The 14,986-nt window shown below is 71.7% G+C and carries 17 protein-coding genes, 1 tRNA gene, 1 pseudogene and 1 riboswitch; of the genes and pseudogenes, 6 read left to right on the top strand and 13 right to left on the bottom strand.

Annotated elements, in window-relative coordinates; all coding sequences use genetic code 11:
- Nucleotide 1: 1 nt before the first annotated feature.
- The 6 genes from AB0P29_RS07240 to AB0P29_RS07215 form a co-directional block, all read right to left on the bottom strand.
- On the bottom strand, nt 2-1,339 hold the full coding sequence (locus AB0P29_RS07240; RefSeq protein WP_363379227.1) for a homoserine dehydrogenase: 1,338 nt from the start codon (nt 1,337-1,339) through the stop codon (nt 2-4).
- Nucleotides 1,336-2,763: a diaminopimelate decarboxylase gene (lysA, locus tag AB0P29_RS07235; protein ID WP_363379226.1), complete on the bottom strand. Its 1,428-nt coding sequence runs from the start codon at nt 2,761-2,763 to the stop codon at nt 1,336-1,338. The genes AB0P29_RS07240 and lysA overlap by 4 nt, the downstream gene beginning before the upstream one ends.
- 106 nt (nt 2,764-2,869) lie before the next feature.
- Entirely contained in the window at nt 2,870-3,643 is a 774-nt protein-coding gene (locus AB0P29_RS07230; RefSeq protein WP_363379225.1) for a DUF2993 domain-containing protein, read from the bottom strand.
- 1 nt (nt 3,644) lies between these two features.
- Complete coding sequence (locus tag AB0P29_RS07225; RefSeq protein WP_363379224.1) at nt 3,645-5,312, bottom strand: arginine--tRNA ligase; 1,668 nt, start codon at nt 5,310-5,312, stop codon at nt 3,645-3,647.
- A gap of 29 nt (nt 5,313-5,341) precedes the next feature.
- Nucleotides 5,342-6,514: a GAF domain-containing sensor histidine kinase gene (locus tag AB0P29_RS07220; protein ID WP_363379223.1), complete on the bottom strand. Its 1,173-nt coding sequence runs from the start codon at nt 6,512-6,514 to the stop codon at nt 5,342-5,344.
- 34 nt (nt 6,515-6,548) lie between these two features.
- A complete protein-coding gene (locus AB0P29_RS07215; protein ID WP_363379222.1) occupies nt 6,549-7,373 on the bottom strand; it encodes a transglutaminase family protein in 825 nt (274 codons plus the stop codon).
- A 66-nt stretch (nt 7,374-7,439) separates the two neighbouring features.
- Between AB0P29_RS07215 and AB0P29_RS07210 the strand changes: the two genes are divergently transcribed.
- On the top strand, nt 7,440-8,231 hold the full coding sequence (locus AB0P29_RS07210) for a GDSL-type esterase/lipase family protein (RefSeq protein ID WP_363379221.1): 792 nt from the start codon (nt 7,440-7,442) through the stop codon (nt 8,229-8,231).
- A gap of 4 nt (nt 8,232-8,235) precedes the next feature.
- On the opposite strand, the gene AB0P29_RS07205 is transcribed toward AB0P29_RS07210, so the two are convergent.
- On the bottom strand, nt 8,236-8,880 hold the full coding sequence (locus tag AB0P29_RS07205) for an NAD(P)H-binding protein (RefSeq protein WP_253035765.1): 645 nt from the start codon (nt 8,878-8,880) through the stop codon (nt 8,236-8,238).
- 127 nt (nt 8,881-9,007) lie between these two features.
- On the opposite strand from AB0P29_RS07205, the gene AB0P29_RS07200 reads away from it, so the two are divergent.
- Nucleotides 9,008-10,012, top strand: a complete 1,005-nt coding sequence (locus AB0P29_RS07200; RefSeq protein WP_363379220.1) for a DUF2510 domain-containing protein — start codon at nt 9,008-9,010, stop codon at nt 10,010-10,012.
- On the opposite strand, the gene AB0P29_RS07195 is transcribed toward AB0P29_RS07200, so the two are convergent.
- A complete protein-coding gene (locus AB0P29_RS07195) occupies nt 10,000-10,725 on the bottom strand; it encodes a CoA pyrophosphatase (protein ID WP_363379219.1) in 726 nt (241 codons plus the stop codon). The two genes, AB0P29_RS07200 and AB0P29_RS07195, sit on opposite strands and share 13 nt — an antisense overlap.
- A 71-nt stretch (nt 10,726-10,796) precedes the next feature.
- Here AB0P29_RS07195 and AB0P29_RS07190 point away from each other — a divergent pair.
- Nucleotides 10,797-10,869, top strand: a tRNA-Arg gene (locus AB0P29_RS07190).
- A gap of 58 nt (nt 10,870-10,927) precedes the next feature.
- Here AB0P29_RS07190 and AB0P29_RS07185 read toward each other — a convergent pair.
- The 3 genes and pseudogenes from AB0P29_RS07185 to AB0P29_RS07175 all read right to left on the bottom strand — a co-directional run.
- On the bottom strand, nt 10,928-11,077 hold the full coding sequence (locus AB0P29_RS07185) for a hypothetical protein (RefSeq protein ID WP_311284247.1): 150 nt from the start codon (nt 11,075-11,077) through the stop codon (nt 10,928-10,930).
- A gap of 85 nt (nt 11,078-11,162) precedes the next feature.
- Nucleotides 11,163-11,480 (bottom strand): multidrug efflux SMR transporter, encoded by a 318-nt coding sequence (locus AB0P29_RS07180; RefSeq protein WP_217531235.1) that lies wholly within the window; start codon nt 11,478-11,480, stop codon nt 11,163-11,165.
- A gap of 12 nt (nt 11,481-11,492) precedes the next feature.
- A riboswitch (guanidine-III (ykkC-III) riboswitch) is annotated at nt 11,493-11,556 on the bottom strand.
- Between the two features lie 137 nt (nt 11,557-11,693).
- Nucleotides 11,694-12,296: pseudogene (locus tag AB0P29_RS07175) on the bottom strand (tyrosine-protein phosphatase); the annotation flags it as partial.
- A gap of 75 nt (nt 12,297-12,371) precedes the next feature.
- Here AB0P29_RS07175 and AB0P29_RS07170 point away from each other — a divergent pair.
- Together AB0P29_RS07170 and AB0P29_RS07165 are read left to right on the top strand one after the other, a co-directional pair.
- Complete coding sequence (locus AB0P29_RS07170; RefSeq protein ID WP_363379218.1) at nt 12,372-13,613, top strand: DUF222 domain-containing protein; 1,242 nt, start codon at nt 12,372-12,374, stop codon at nt 13,611-13,613.
- A gap of 81 nt (nt 13,614-13,694) precedes the next feature.
- Nucleotides 13,695-13,877, top strand: coding sequence for a hypothetical protein (locus AB0P29_RS07165; protein WP_311284249.1), 183 nt, complete (start codon nt 13,695-13,697; stop codon nt 13,875-13,877).
- A 115-nt stretch (nt 13,878-13,992) separates the two neighbouring features.
- Here AB0P29_RS07165 and AB0P29_RS07160 read toward each other — a convergent pair whose 3' ends face one another.
- Together AB0P29_RS07160 and AB0P29_RS07155 are read right to left on the bottom strand one after the other, a co-directional pair.
- Nucleotides 13,993-14,148, bottom strand: a complete 156-nt coding sequence (locus AB0P29_RS07160) for a hypothetical protein (protein ID WP_311284250.1) — start codon at nt 14,146-14,148, stop codon at nt 13,993-13,995.
- 98 nt (nt 14,149-14,246) lie between these two features.
- Nucleotides 14,247-14,729 (bottom strand): pyridoxamine 5'-phosphate oxidase family protein, encoded by a 483-nt coding sequence (locus AB0P29_RS07155; protein WP_363379217.1) that lies wholly within the window; start codon nt 14,727-14,729, stop codon nt 14,247-14,249.
- A gap of 97 nt (nt 14,730-14,826) precedes the next feature.
- On the opposite strand from AB0P29_RS07155, the gene AB0P29_RS07150 reads away from it, so the two are divergent.
- Nucleotides 14,827-14,985, top strand: coding sequence for a hypothetical protein (locus AB0P29_RS07150; protein WP_363379216.1), 159 nt, complete (start codon nt 14,827-14,829; stop codon nt 14,983-14,985).
- The last annotated feature ends 1 nt before the right edge of the window (nt 14,986 follow it).

Raw genomic sequence — 14,986 nt, 5'->3', positions numbered from 1 at the left:
GTCAGTCTCCTTCTACGCGCAGGACCGAGATCACGCGGCGCACGGCGCTGGTGGCAGCGAGACGCGCGACGGTGTCGGCCAGGTCCTGCTCCCGGGCCGTGTGGGTTCCGATGACGAGGTGCGCGACGGCATCCCCGCCGTCCCGGACGACGGCGTCGCCCGAGGTGGTCTGTTCGACGGTCGCGATGGACACGTCCCCGTCGCTGAGGATCCCCGCGACGGTGGCCAGGACGCCCGGTCGGTCGTCGACCTCGAGCGTGATCTGGCAGCTGGTGCGGATGCGGCCGATCGGCACGATCGCAAGTCCGGCCCGCGTCGACTCGCCGACACCCGGCCCCCCGGCGACGTGACGACGCGCGGCCGAGACGACGTCGCCGAGCACGGCCGACGCGGTCTGCACTCCCCCGGCGCCGGCGCCGTAGAACATGAGGTCGCCGGCGGCCTCGGCCTCGACGAACACGGCGTTGTTGGCGCCGTGGACGGACGCCAGCGGGTGCTCGCGCGGGACGAGCGCCGGGTAGACGCGCACCGAGATGGCCTCGCCCGTGGGCGCAGCGTCGGGCTGGTCGACGAGACGCTCGCAGACGGCGAGCAGCTTCACGACGTAGCCCGCCTTGCGGGCTGCCTCGATGACACCGGCATCCACCGCCGTGATGCCCTCGCGGTGAACGGCCTCGAGCGGGACGGTGGTGTGGAAGGCGAGGCTCGCGAGGATGGCGGCCTTCTGCGCCGCGTCGTAGCCCTCGACATCCGCCGTCGGGTCGGCCTCGGCGTACCCGAGCCGCTGCGCCTCGGCGAGCACCTCGTCGAAGCCGAGGCCCTCGCGGTCCATGCGGTCGAGGATGTAGTTCGTCGTCCCGTTGACGATGCCCATGATGCGGCGGACGCGGTCGCCGGCGAGCGAGTCGCGCAGCGGACGGATGATCGGGATGGCGCCGGCGACGGCGGCCTCGTAGGCGACGGTCGCACCGACCTGGTCGGCGGCGTCGAAGATCTCACTGCCGTGGGTGGCCAGCAGCGCCTTGTTGGCGGTGACGACGTCGGCGCCGGAGGACAGGGCGTGGAGGATCCGGGTGCGCGCCGGCTCGAGACCGCCGGTGACCTCGATCACGATGTCGGCGCCGGCGATGAGGGTGTCGGCGTCGGTCGTGAACAGATCGCGCGGCAGGTCGGCCTCGCGCGGGGCGTCCACGTCGCGGACGGCGATCCCGACGAGGTCGAGCGGTGCACCGGCGCGGTCGGCGAGCTCGTCGGCGTGGGTCAGCAGCAGGCGGGCAACCTGGGATCCGACGGCGCCGGCTCCCAGCAGCGCGACGCGCAGGCGGCGGGGTTCGATCATGCGGACTCCTCGGTGGTGCGGGATGCGGCCGGTGCGACGCCGAGGTCGCGCGCCAGCAGGTCGTTCTCGTCCTCTCCGCGGACGATCAGCCGGGCGGCACCGCCGCCGACGGCGACCACGGGAGGGCGCGTCAGGTAGTTGTAGTTGCTCGCGAGCGAGAAGCAGTACGCGCCGGTCGCCGCGACGGCCAGCAGGTCGCCCGGGGCCACGTCGCCGGGGAGGTACTCTGCGCCGACGACGATGTCACCCGCCTCGCAGTGCCGACCGACGACGCGCGCGAGCGCGGCGTCCGCGTCGCTGCGACGGCTCGCGATGCGGGCGCTGTAGTCGGCGCCGTACAGCGCCGTCCGCGCGTTGTCGCTCATGCCGCCGTCGACGCTCACGTACAGCCGCTCGAGGTCGTCCGAGACGCGCACGGGCTTCACCGTGCCGACCGAATACAGGGTCACGCCGGCGCGGCCGACGATCGCCCGTCCCGGCTCGAACGCGAGTTCGGGAAGAGGGATGCCGCGGCTCGCGCACTCGCGGGCGACCGCCGCGACGATCCCCTCGGCGAGCTCCGCGATAGGGGTCGGGTCGTCCTTCGACGTGTAGGCGATGCCGAAGCCGCCGCCGAGGTTCAGCATCGGGACCTCGCCGCCCTCGCGCAGCCGCGCGTGGACCTCGACGACGCGGGCGGCGGACTCGGCGAACCCGGCCGTGCCGAAGATCTGCGAGCCGATGTGGCAGTGCAGCCCCGCGAAGCGCAGCGAAGGCAGCTCGCGGATGCGGGCGACCGCCGCCTCGGCATCCGTCAGGGCGAAGCCGAACTTCTGATCCTCGTGGGCGGTCGCCAGGAAGTCGTGCGTCTCGGCGTGGACGCCGCTGTTGACGCGGACGAGGACGGTCTGCACGACGCTTTGGGAGGCGGCCTCGGCCGCGATCCGCTCGATCTCGACGAGCGAGTCGATGACGATCGAGCCGACGCCGGCGCGCACGGCGCGGGCGATCTCGGGCAGGAGCTTGTTGTTGCCATGGAGTCCGAGACGGCGCGGGTCCGCGCCCGCGGCCAGGGCGACCGCCAACTCGCCGCCGCTGGCGACGTCGACGCCGAGGCCCTCCGCGGTCACCCAGCGCACGAGGTCGGTCGTGAGGAACGCCTTGCCCGCGTAGTAGACCCGCGCCGTGCCGCCGTGGCGGGCCGCAGCATCCCGGAACGCCGTCAGCACCTCGCGGGCGCGGGCGCGGACGAGATCCTCGTCGACGACGTAGAGCGGCGTGCCGAACCGCTCGGCCAGCTCGGTCGCCGGCACGCCGCCGAGGACGAGCGCGCCGGCGTCGTCGCGCGTCGCGCCGGCGGGCCAGACGGCCTCGACGAGCGCATTCGCATCATCCGGCTTCGAGAGCCACTCGGGCACGGCGGGACGGTCGGAGGCGGTGGACACGCAGGGGCACCAATCGGGTGGGAACGGGATCGTCGGGCGGTGTGGCCACGCCCCGACGGTGCCCACAGTCTAGGGCACCCCGGCTGCCGCCCCCGGCCCCGTGACGCTACGAGGCGTCGGAGCAGGAACCGGGCTGCTGCGCGGTCTCGTCGCGAAGGATCGCGCTGTCGATGTCGAACGTCGCGACGACCCCGCGCTCCTCGACGGCGACGCCCGTCAGGGTGAGCGCCCGCGGCAGGTACTGCGCGAGGCACACCGGCCAGCTCTGCGCGAAGGACCCCACGAGCGGCCCGACCTGCTCGCGGAGCGCGTCGGCGCTCACGTCGACGTCGCCGAGCCGGAAGGTCGTCGGCGAGAGGACGAGGTCGCCGTCCTCCGGGGCCGCGGACAGGCGCACACCCAGTGGAATGGCGGTCCCGAACAGGTTCAGTTCCGTGTCGAGGGCGACCTCGGGGGGCGCGAGGCGGAAGGCGTCCACCGGGAAACCGTCCACCCGCGACAGGATCATGCGCACCTGGTCCTCGTCCAGCACGACGACGGCGCGGGCGCTGCTCCAGTCGCCGCCCCGGACCGGGGCATCCTCGATGTCGACCCGGACGTCGCCCGAGATCCCCTCGACGTCGACGTCGTCAGCGGACACGCTCATCTGAGCGATGCTCCCGACGGCGAGCTGGGGCAGGACGAGCCCCGGGATCTCGACGTCTATCGCCTGGTCCACAGGCAGGCCGAGGTTCTCGATCAGCTGCGAGCGGACGACCTTGGGCACGATCGTCCGCGCCGCGAACTCCGCCGCGACCACCAGGGCGGCGAGCACTGCGACGACGACGATCACCACGACCCAGCCGCGGCGACGTCGGCGGGGCGCCGTGACGGTCGTCATGTCACATCCGGTCGGGCGCGCTCACGCCGAGCAGGTCGAGACCGTTGCGCAGCACCTGGCCGGTGGCGTCGTTGAGCCACAGACGCGTGCGGTGCAGGTCGGTGACCTCCTCGTCGCCGAGGGGCGTCACACGGCAGGAGTCGTACCAGCGGTGGTAGAGGCTCGCGAGCTCCTCGAGGTAGCGCGCGATGCGGTGCGGCTCGCGCAGCTCGGCCGCGAAAGCGACCAGGCGCGGGAACTCCTGCAGGGCGCCGAGGAGAGCGGACTCGGCCTCGTGCGTGAGGAGCTCGGGGGCGAACGCGTCGCGCGAGACGCCGGAGTCGGCGGCGTTCCGAGCGACGTTGTGCGTCCGCGCGTGGGCGTACTGCACGTAGAACACGGGGTTGTCGTTCGTGCGCTTCTGCAGGATCTCGGGATCGAGCGTCAGCGGCGAGTCGGCCGGGTAGCGCGCGAGGGAGTACCGCAGCGCGTCCGTGCCGAGCCACTCGCGCAGGTCGTCGAGCTCGATGATGTTGCCCGCACGCTTGGACAGCCGCGCGCCGTTGACCGACACGAGCTGCCCGATGAGCACCTCGATGTCCTTCTCCGGGTCGTCGCCGGCAGCCCCCGCGAGCGCCTTGAGGCGGTGCACGTACCCGTGGTGGTCGGCGCCGAGCAGGTAGATCTTGTGCGCGAAGCCGCGGTCGCCCTTGTTCAAGTAGTAGGCGGCGTCGGCGGCGAAGTAGGTGTACTCGCCGTTGGACCGACGGATGACGCGGTCCTTGTCGTCGCCGAAGTCGGTCGTGCGCACCCAGACCGCACCCTCGGCGTCGAACACGTGGCCCTGCGCGCGCAAGCGGTCGACGGCCTCGTCGACGAGGCTCGGGCCGCCGTCCGGCTTCTTCGCGTGGAGCGTGCGCTCGCTGAAGAAGACGTCGAAGTGCACGTTGAACTTCTCGAGGGATGCCTGGAGCTCCGCGAGCTGCAATTCGTAGGCCTTGTCGCGGGCCACCGCGACGCGCTCGGCCTCGGGCAGGTCGCCCAGACCCGGCTCGGCGGCGGCGACCCGGGTCGCGAGGTCGTCGATGTACGCGCCGGCATACCCGTCCTCGGGCGTCGGCTTGCCCTCGATGCGGGCGAGGACCGAGCGGCCGAAGCGATCCATCTGCGCACCGGCGTCGTTGATGTAGAACTCGCGCACGAGGGTCGCGCCGCTGGCCAGCAGCAGACGCGCGATCGCGTCGCCGAGCGCCGCCCACCGCGTGTGGCCGATGTGCATGGGACCGGTCGGGTTCGCGCTGACGAACTCGAGGTTGATCGTGTTGCCCTCCTGCGTGCGCCCGTGCCCGAAGCTCGCACCGGCGTCGACGATCGTCTTCGCGAGCGCGCCGGCGGCGGCGGCATCCAGTCGGATGTTGATGAACCCGGGACCGGCGACCTCGACCGAGGCGATGCCGTCGACGGCGGCGAGCGCGTCGGCGACCTCGGCCGCGAACTCGCGCGGGTTCGCCCCGACCTGCTTCGACAGCTTCAGGGCGGCGTTGGAGGCCCAGTCGCCGTGATCGCGGTTCTTCGGCCGCTCGACCGGGAAGTCCGCGACGGTGAGCGCCTCACCGGCGCCGGGTCGTCGCGCCTCGACGAGCGGGAGGACGACGGCGAGGAGGGCGGCGGAGAGGGCGTCGGGAGTCATAACCCGACAAGTCTACGGTCGGGAGACCCTCACGCCGACGGCAGGACGACCCAGATGCGGGCTCCCCCGAGCGGCGAATCGTCGATCCCGAGGCGGCCGCCGTGGGACTCGACGATGCGACGGCACGTCGCGAGGCCGATGCCGAAGCCGGGGGCCTCGGCGTTCGATCCGCGCTCGAGCGGCTCGAGCACGAGCTCCCGCTCGGCGACCGGGACGCCCGGGCCGTTGTCGTCGACGACGATGCGCACGCCGGACGCGACCGTTCCGACCGAGACGACGACCTGCGGGAGGCGACCGCCGGTCCCGGCGAACTTGACCGCGTTCCCGACGAGGTTCTGCACGAGGACGCTTGCCAGGGTCGGGTCGGCCTGGACGGGGACGGATGCCTCGACCGTCACCTCGGCGCCGTTGTCCTCGCCCGCGCTGCGGAGGTCCTCCATCGTCGAGGCGACGAGCGGTTCGACGTCGACCGCGGTGCGACGGATGGGCGATCCGCCGATGCGCGCGTAGTCCAGCAGCCGGCCGATCATCCCCGACATCCTGTCGGCGACCGATTCGGCGCGGGCGAGCGCGCGCGACGCCGCGGGGAGATCTGCGACCTCGGGGACGTCCGCGGCGAGCTCGATGTATCCGGTGAGCGCGGTCAGCGGGTTGCGGAGGTCGTGCGCGACCTGCGCCGCGAAGTTCTCGAGTTGCTCGTTCGACTCGCCGAGCTCCCGCGTGATGCGTCGCAGTTCGAGCACGTCGACGATCTGGCGCGCGATGAGGGCGAGCGCCGCACTCTCGTCCTCGGGGAGCTCACGGGGCACCTCGTCGAAGATGCAGATGGTGCCGATGGGCACCCCCATCGGGGTGATGAGCGGGCTCGAGGCGTAGAACTTGACGTTGGCGACCTCCCCGGTCACGAACGGATTGCCCGCGAATCTCTCGTCGAGGCTCGCGTCGGTGACGACGGTGTGACCCGGCTTGCGGAACACGACCGCGCACATCGAGTCCTCGCGGGTGCAGACAGCCGGCTCGATGCCGACCGCCGCGATCTGATGCTGGAACCGATCGTCGATGAGGTTGATGACCGCGGTGGGGACGCCGGACACGGTGGCGGCCAGCTGCACCAGGCCCTGGAGGTCCGCTTCCGGGGCCTCGCCCAGCACGCGGTAGTCCTCGATGATCGCTCGCCGAATGGCGTCATCTGCGGTCTTCACCCGCACCTCCCCGATGTCCTACGCATCACCCTAATCACCCGATCGAGACCAGCGCTGCCCGATCGTCCCGCTGCGGATCGGATGCCGCGGCCGCGACCGCCTCGTCGGCGTCGACGCGCGCGTCCACGACGAGCCGTCGCAGCGCCAGGTTCGCACCGTAATAGCTGAGGAAGGCGCAGTCCGCGGCATCCCGCCCCGTCGCGATGCGCACCAGCCCGCGACGGTTCGACAGCCGGGTCGCGTCGACGACGAGCCAGCGCCCGTCGATCCACGCCTCGGCGACCGCGTGGAAGTCCATCGGGACGAGACCCGGTGCGTAGCACGCGACGTAGCGGGCGGGGACGTCCATCGCCCGCAGGAGCGCGATGACGAGGTGCGCGTAATCGCGGCAGACGCCCTGCCCCGTGGCGAGCGTCGTGACGGCCGAGTCGGTCCCGAGGGACAGACCGGGCGAATAGGTCACGGTCTCGGCGACGAAGGACTCGACGGCGGCGAGGAGGTCGGTGCCGCGGAGCCCACCGAACTGGCGGCGCGCCTGCGCGAACACGGCGTCCGACGGGGCGTAGCGGCTCGGCCGGAGGTAGACGGCGGTGTCGAGATCGGAGGCCGGAGCCACGGCGAGCGGCCCGTCGACGCGCGCCTCGTACCGCACCTGGACGGGGCCCGCCCCCACGCGGAGGCGGTGCAACCGCGTGCCCACGGCATCCGTCACCGTCACGGCGGGCAGATCCTCGCCGTTCCGCAGGATGCGGAGGCGCTCGTGGGCGAGCGGAGTGCCGGCGGCCACGGCGACGGAGAGGATGAGGTCGAGCTCGCCCTCGAGATCGAGGTCGAGTTCCGCCGTGACGACACGCTGCACCGAGCAATCCTCCCACGGTGAAGATCGTGCTCGGCGAGTTCGGGGATCATCGCTTACCCTCGTCGCATGACCTCTGAACGACGCGCTCGGGGGTGGGGACTGGGGATCATCGCCGTCGGAGTCGCCGCCATCGTCGCGCTCGCCGCGTGGCAGCCGTGGCGCAGCATCTCCGCCGTCGACGCCGCCTCCTCATCGGACGGCGTCTCCACCGTCGAGCCGCTCTCGCTCCCCGCCGACCCCGACGTGCTCGTCTTCGGCGACTCCTGGACCTACGGCGCGGCAGCGACCGTCCCCACGGACGGCTACGCGTACCGCCTCGGGCGGCTCACCGGATGGGACGTGACCGTCGACGGCGTGCGCGGCTCGGGCTACATGAAGCCCGGGTGGGACGGTCCCGACTTCCGCACGCGGGCGAAGTGGCTCGACCCGGCCGCCGACTACGACCTGATCATCATCCAGGGCTCCATCAACGACCGTCACCAGGGCGAGCGCGGCTACCGCGAAGCCGTCGACGCGACCTGGGACGTCTTCGCCCAGCTGTACCCGCACGCGCAGATCGTGATCTTCGGGCCGACCCCGCACCAGTTCCCGATCGACGAGGGCACCGCCCGCATCGACCGCGACCTCCAGGAGGCGGCCGCCGACCGGCACTGGTGGTACATCTCGCCGCTCCAGGAGCAGTGGGTCACCCCCGCCAACTATCTCGACGTGATCGACGTCGGCGCCGGCAAGCGGCATCCTTCCGACCGGGGTCACGCGTACCTCGCCGAGCGGCTTCAGCAGGCGCTCGTCGACCGCAGCGCGAGCACCGACGCCGTCGCCCCGACCGAGGACGAGTCGGCGCCCGTCCGGCCCTGACCTCTCACGGCCGGATGGCCTCGGCGATCGGCACGTCGCCGGTGTTGAACGAGACGGTCCGTCCGATCGTGGCCGGTTCCGCCAGCACCGCCGCGATCACGGCGGCGACGTCCGCACGCGGGACCGAGGTCCCCTCGTCGGAGCGGGCGTCGATCCTCCCCGTCGGCTCATCCAGGGTCAGCGCTGACGGCGCGAGGATCGTCCAGTCGAGGTCGGCGCCCCGCAGGTGTTCGTCCGCCGCCGCCTTCGCCTCGGCGTACGCGTAGAAGCCGTCCGACGGGTCGACCCCGTGATCCGGCCCGGCGCCGAAGTAGGACACCATGACGTAGCGGCGCGCCTCAGCGGCGACGGCCGCGTCGATCGATCGGATCGCGGCATCCCGATCCACCGCGTAGGTGCGCTCGGGCGAGCCGCCACCGGCGCCGGCGGACCAGACGACCGCGTCGCTGTCGGCCAGCAGATCGATGAGGGCGTCGAGATCGGATGCCGCGACGTCGGCGACGACCGGGCGGGCGCCCGTGCGGGCGACGTCCTGCTCGTGCTCCGGGTTGCGGATGACGGACGTGACGTCGTGTCCGGCCTCGACCAGGAGCGGCGCAAGCAGCAGCGCGACCTTCCCGTGTCCCCCGATGATCGTGATGCGTGCCATGTGGGCTCCCTTCCTACCGCCTCGACGCTACGGTGGACAGCCCCGGAGGCGCGTCCCCTTGCGCTTGTACGCTCGACGTGGAAGGGGCCGGTGGGCTCCCGATGCATCGACGATGGGGAACACGGACGTGAGCGAGACGACGCCTCCCGGGTGGTATCCGGCTCCGCACGCCGGCAACGAACTCCGCTACTGGGACGGCGCGGCGTGGCACGCCGCTCCCCCGTTCCTCCCCGCCGACGCCGCCGCCGTTCCTCCGGCGCAGGGTCCCGTGCGCGCGTACGGCCCGGTGCCGCCGCACGCGCCCTACGGAGCGCCGCCGGCACCGTACGGAGCGCCGCCGGCGGGGTACGCACCGTACGGCGGCCCCGTCCTGGCGCCGAGCGCGCCGCAGGGGTGGGCGGTCGCGGCACTCGTGCTCGGCATCGCGGCCTTCTTGTCGGCGTGGATCCCGTTCCTCGGACTCCTCATCGCCCTGACCGGCGCCGTCATCGGCGTGATCGCCCTCGTCCGCCGGCAGCGCAAGGCGCTCGCGGTGACGGGCACGGTCCTCTCCGGCCTCGGACTGGCGTGGGCGCTCATCGTGTCGATCTCGATCGGCTCCCTGATCTGGGCACCGAGCCCGTCGTACAGCGATCCCGATGCGGGCGCGGCACCGGCACCCGAGGCATCCCCCTCGGACCGCGGCTTCGAGCCGTACGCCCCCGAGACCGGTCCCGGGTCCCTGGAGGACCCGCTCCCCCTGCCGTACATGGCGGGTCCGTCGTCGCGCGACGAGTACCGTGCCGACGTCCGGCTCGTCGACGAGGACGCCACCGACGAGATCCTGGGGTGGAACGCCTACAACGAGAGGGACATCACCGGCATGCGGTACGTCCTCGTCGAGATGACGGTGACGGGACTCGATCCCGAGGGCATCGAGGCGTCGTACGCGTCGTACGACCTGTCGGTCGCGACCCCGGACGGGATGAGCTACCCGAGTGCGTACGTCGTGCCGCCTGACGACACGACGCTGCTGGTCGACCAGGGCACGATCGCCGAGGGCGAGACGGTCGAGGGTCTCGTCGCCTACCTCGTCCCGGAGGATGCGACCGACCTGCTGCTGTCGGACTACGCGAACTTCTACGCGTTCTGACCCGGCAGGGGGATGACGCGGCCCGCATCCCACGGCTCCTCCCAGCCGAGCCGGGTGAACAGGCCCGCCAGGATCATGGCGGTGAACCCCCACACGAGGCGGTCGCCGCGAGGTGTCGGGATGAGGAACGCGGGCCCTCGGAACTCGCCCCGGTCGCTCCGCACAACGGTGACGCCCCGGTGGGCGGGGTCGAGCAGATCGGCGACGGGAGCGCGGAACACGTCCGCCGACTCGGCCTCGTCCACGACGCGCACGGGTGACGGGCGGCGCCACCACGCGACCACGGGTGTCACGAGGTGGCGGGAGAACTCGAGCGGGATCGGCTCGAGCGTGCCGAGGACGTCGACCCCGTCGACCTCGAGCCCCGTCTCCTCCCACGCCTCGCGGAGGGATGCCGCGACGGCATCCGCATCCCCCGGATCGACGCGTCCGCCGGGGAACGCGACCTGTCCCGGGTGGGCGCGCAGCGTCTCGGCGCGGGAGAGCAGCAGCACGTCGAGATCGCGGGAGACGGCGCTCTCAGCCGCCTCGCGCTCGGCCGGCACCTCGTCGAGGACGCCGAACAGGATGAGCACCGCCGCCGGCCGGGCACCCGGCACCTCCGGCATCGAACGCAGCACCTCGAAACCCGGCTGGGCGGCGCCGCTCGCGACGGATTCGACGAGGCCGACGAGCTGCTCCCGCGCGGTCGGGGCGGGAGCGGAGGAGGTCATCGCTTCAGGCTAGGCGACGGCGTGGACGTGCGCGCGGGAGCGGTCGCACCGGTGATAGTCTCGATCGGTACGCCTCCGTAGCTCAGGGGATAGAGCGTTGGTTTCCGGTACCAGAAGTCGGGGGTTCGAATCCCTCCGGGGGCACACGGAAGCGAAGGGGACTCGGCATCGCGCCGGGTCCCCTTCGTCGTTCCACGGGACCTCAGTCCTCGCGCGCGTCCTGGTCCTCGTCCGGGTGGGCGGGATGGCCGAATGGCGGCACGCCGCCCGGTACCGCGCCGTCGTGGGTGGGGAGCTCCACATCCGGCCCCTCGTACGCGTTGTCATCGATGCTGCGGTCGTCGCCGGTCATGTCGCCCTCCGTCGGTCGGTGTCCTCTGTGGACGTGACGCTAACGCGACGCTCGCGCGGATGCCCGGGGTTGACAGCGCGGCGCGTCAATCCGAGACGAGCTTGAGCCCGACGATGCACGCGACGAGGCCGAGGATGAGCAGGATCTTCACCACGGAGACCGACTCGGCGCCCGTCACCATCGCCCAGACCACGGTGAGGGATGCCCCGATGCCGACCCACACGGCGTACCCCGTCCCGGTGGGGATCTCGCGCAGCGCGAAGGCGAGACCGCCCATGCTGGCGACGAGCGCGACACCGAAGGTGACCGTCGGCCACAGCTTCGTGAAGCCTTCGGAGCGCCCGAGCGCGGTGGCCCACACGGCTTCGAGCATCCCGGCGACGATGAGAACGATCCACGACAACATCACTGACCTCCTGGCCAGTCTTGTCGCTCACCGGGTACTGAACCCTCGTCCGGGGGCCCGGTCGGGGCCCGCCGCCGAGTCTATCGAGGCTGCCTGCAGACCCGGTGCAGAGGCGATGGCGCCGCGCCACGTCGTGATGGCCCTGGCGGTGTCGCCGTCGACGTACGAGCTCAGCCACGCGTCGAGATCGAGCCGGCGGTACATGTCGCGGAAGGCGGACTCCGGCGTATGCCCGAAGCGGTCGAGGACGCTCAGACGCTCAGCGACGTCGAACGAACGGCTGTGGAGCTCCGCCATGGCCACGGCGTTGGCGAACGACGAGAGGTAGTCGCGGGTCGCGGCATACTCGGTCACACCGGCGGCCTTCAGCAGGACCGCAGCCAGCAGGCCGGTCCGATCCCAGCCTGCGCCACAGTGGAAAAGGATGCCGCCCGTAGGGGCTCGCGCGATCTCCTCGAGGGCACCCGCGAGCCGATGCGGCAGCTCCCCGACGTGGTCCAGGTAGTACAGCGGAGTTCCCCACTGCCCGTCCTTCTCCCGAGATTCCCAGAAGTGCCGTTCGTTCCCGTCGAGATCGACATGCCGGACGGCGATGTCGCGGGGGACGGACGCCGTTCGTTCACTCGGACGGCGGAGGTCGACGATGGTTCCCAAGCCATGCGCTCGGAGGCGATCCCACCCGGCGTCGGTCACACGGTCGAGCGTCTCAGCCCGGATGAAGACGCCGGTCGGCGTGCGGGAACCGTCGATCCGTTCGAGCCCACCGAGGTCTCTTGCGTTGGCCAACCCATCGATCCCCAGAGGCGTCTGCATGCCCCGATCCTTCCACGCCGGGGGGGGTGGCACCGTGCCGGAATCGATGTCGGAACCCCCTCCTAGTCTGGAACTATGTCCAGTTCAGCCGATCGTCGCGACGAGGTCCCGGAGGGGATCCCGACGACCCTGGACTGGGTGGTGATGTGCGCGGATATGGCGACCGTGCATGCCGCGCAGCGGTACGCGTGCATCGTCGAGTTGTGGGACGACGCGATCGCCGACGCGCGCCGTCGGGAGGAACCGGTCGCGTTCGTGGAACGGTCGGTGCGGCTCGAGGTCGCCGCCGCGTTGCGGATCACCGAGCACGCGGCGGGACGGTTGATGGGTGTCGGGCACGCGTTGCTGCGTCGGTACCCGAAGGTGTGGGAGGCGATGAGCCGTGCGGACATCACCGACACCCACGCGACGATCATCGTCGACGGGCTCGACCAGATCGACGACGTGACCGCGGGGCTCGTGTCTGAGGTGCTGAGCCTCGCGGAAGAACTCCCGACCGGGCCGTTCCGGCGGGCGATGAAACGCATCGTCGACCGCGAGCAGGAAGCGACCCTCGCCGAACAGCACGCCGCCGCGGTCGCGCACCGATACGTGCGGGTGGATGCGGGGGTGGATGGGATGGCGTGGCTCACCGCGCACCTGCCCACAGTCGAAGCACACGTGATCGCCGGCAGGCTCACCGCGATCGCGAAAACCCTCCACTCCGCCGACGATGAGCGGACCCTGGATCAGAAACGGGCGGACGTGTTCGGAGACCTCCTCCTCGACGGCGAAACCGACGCGCTCCCCGAGACCGCGCGCGGTATCCGCCCTACGGTCGCTGTCACCGTCCCCGCCCTGACCCTTCTCACCGGTGACGGCCCGGCCGCGCAGGTCGACGGTGTCGGCCCGATCCCCCTCGACCGCGCCCGCGAACTCTGCGGAGCAGCATCCGGGTGGATGCGGGTGCTCACCCACCCCGAAACCGGGGTCGTCCTTTCTGTCGGGCGCGAGCAGTACCGGCCACCCGCCGACCTCCGACGGCTCGTCACCTGGCGGGCCGCGCGGTGCATGGCACCCGGCTGCGGGATCCCCGCCGACCGGTGCGACCTGGACCACACCATCGACTGGCACCACGGCGGGACCACCGCCGCTGACAACCTCGCCCCGCTGTGCCGAGGGCATCACACCCTCAAACACCACTCCGACTGGCAGGTCAGAGCCAAACCCGGCGGCGCACTCGAATGGACCTCACCCGCCGGCCGGGTCTACCTCGTGAGGCCCGAACGCCGCATCCCGCAATTCACCACCGACCCACCCGGACCGCCCCCGTTCTAACGGCCGACATCATCCCCGAGGATGACCCCGGACACCCTTGCGAAGGACGCGCCGGCGAGCGCCGGTTCGTAGCGTCGGAGTATGGCTACCGCGACCCTCTCCACACGCTCGCATTCCGTCGCCCGCGCGGGTGGCGCGGCCTCGGCGGCCGTGCTGTCGGTGCTCGGCACGATCGTCGCCATCGGCATCGCGGCGATCGGTCTGCTCGTGGTCCCCGTCGCCCTCCTGGTGACCTTCGGCGCGTCCCTGCTCGCCCTGTTCTGACACCAGGCGCGGCGGGGCCCGGCATCCACACCGGCTCAGCGATGCCCGCACACGGAACTGCCGTCGCACGAAGACGGACATCCTCGTGCGACGGCAGGCCTTGCGTCGGGCGGACTCAGCCGCCCGACGGGTTCTCGATGGGGGTTCCGTCCTCGTCCGTCGTGACGGGCGGGTTCTCGTCGGGCGATCCGCCGGACGCGGTGTCGGCGTCAGCGCTCTCGTCGGGGACACCCTGCGTGTTGTGCTCGTCCGAGCCGTTCGTGTCGCTCATCGCAGTCCTTCCGGTCGTTGTCGGTCACGTGTCGGCGACGCTACGCAGCCGCCCTCGTCCCGCTCAGGGCCTTGACAGACCCGATGCGCCGGGGACGCTCAGAGGTCGACGGTCGCGTTGCGCCCCTCGTACGGCTCACCCGTGATCTTCGACTTGACGAGGCTGACCACCGAGGCGACGACCCCTCCCGGGCTGCTCCAATACTCCCCCGACACCGCATCGATCTTCAGCATCGTGACGTTCGGGTCCTCGGGGCCGTCGGGGAACCACGCCTCGACCGCGGGCGACCAGTACTCGCGCAGTCGCGCGAGGTCGTCGACCACCTCGGCGTTGCCCGCGATCGACACCCACGCGTCGTTCGTGCTCAGCGCGACGCCGACCTGAGGACGGGCGGCGACATGCGCGACGACGGACGAGTCACGACCGACGATGAACCACAGGTCGCCGGCGAACTCGCGATCCTGCACCGTCAACGGCCGCGCCGTGTGGGCACCCTCCTCGTTCATCGTGGTGACCATCGCGAAGCGGAACTTCGGCAGCAGGTCGATCAGTGTCGCGTGCGGATCCTTCTCATCGGCCATGAGGCCCTCCTTCGTCTCGCCGCCAGGCTCGCACCGGGGTGCGACGCGATCGCAGGGCTTGACACCCTCAAACGGATGCGCGACACGAGGTACCGGGATGTCGCTCGCCGACACGTTCATGATCAGCGGCGGCGATCACGCCCCCGGCGGCACCGTGCTGATGGCGGCGAGCGCCGTCGCCGCGATGGCCCTGGTCGTCTGGGGTGTCGCGCACGCGACGTCGGCGCGCGCGACGGCATCCCCTTCTCCCGCCTGAC

The sequence above is a fragment of the Microbacterium sp. NPDC080220 genome, from assembly GCF_040686395.1.
Lineage (GTDB): Bacteria > Actinomycetota > Actinomycetes > Actinomycetales > Microbacteriaceae > Microbacterium > Microbacterium gawkjiense.
Note: the sequence above shows the minus strand (reverse complement) of the source record. Positions and strands in the feature narration are given on the sequence as shown.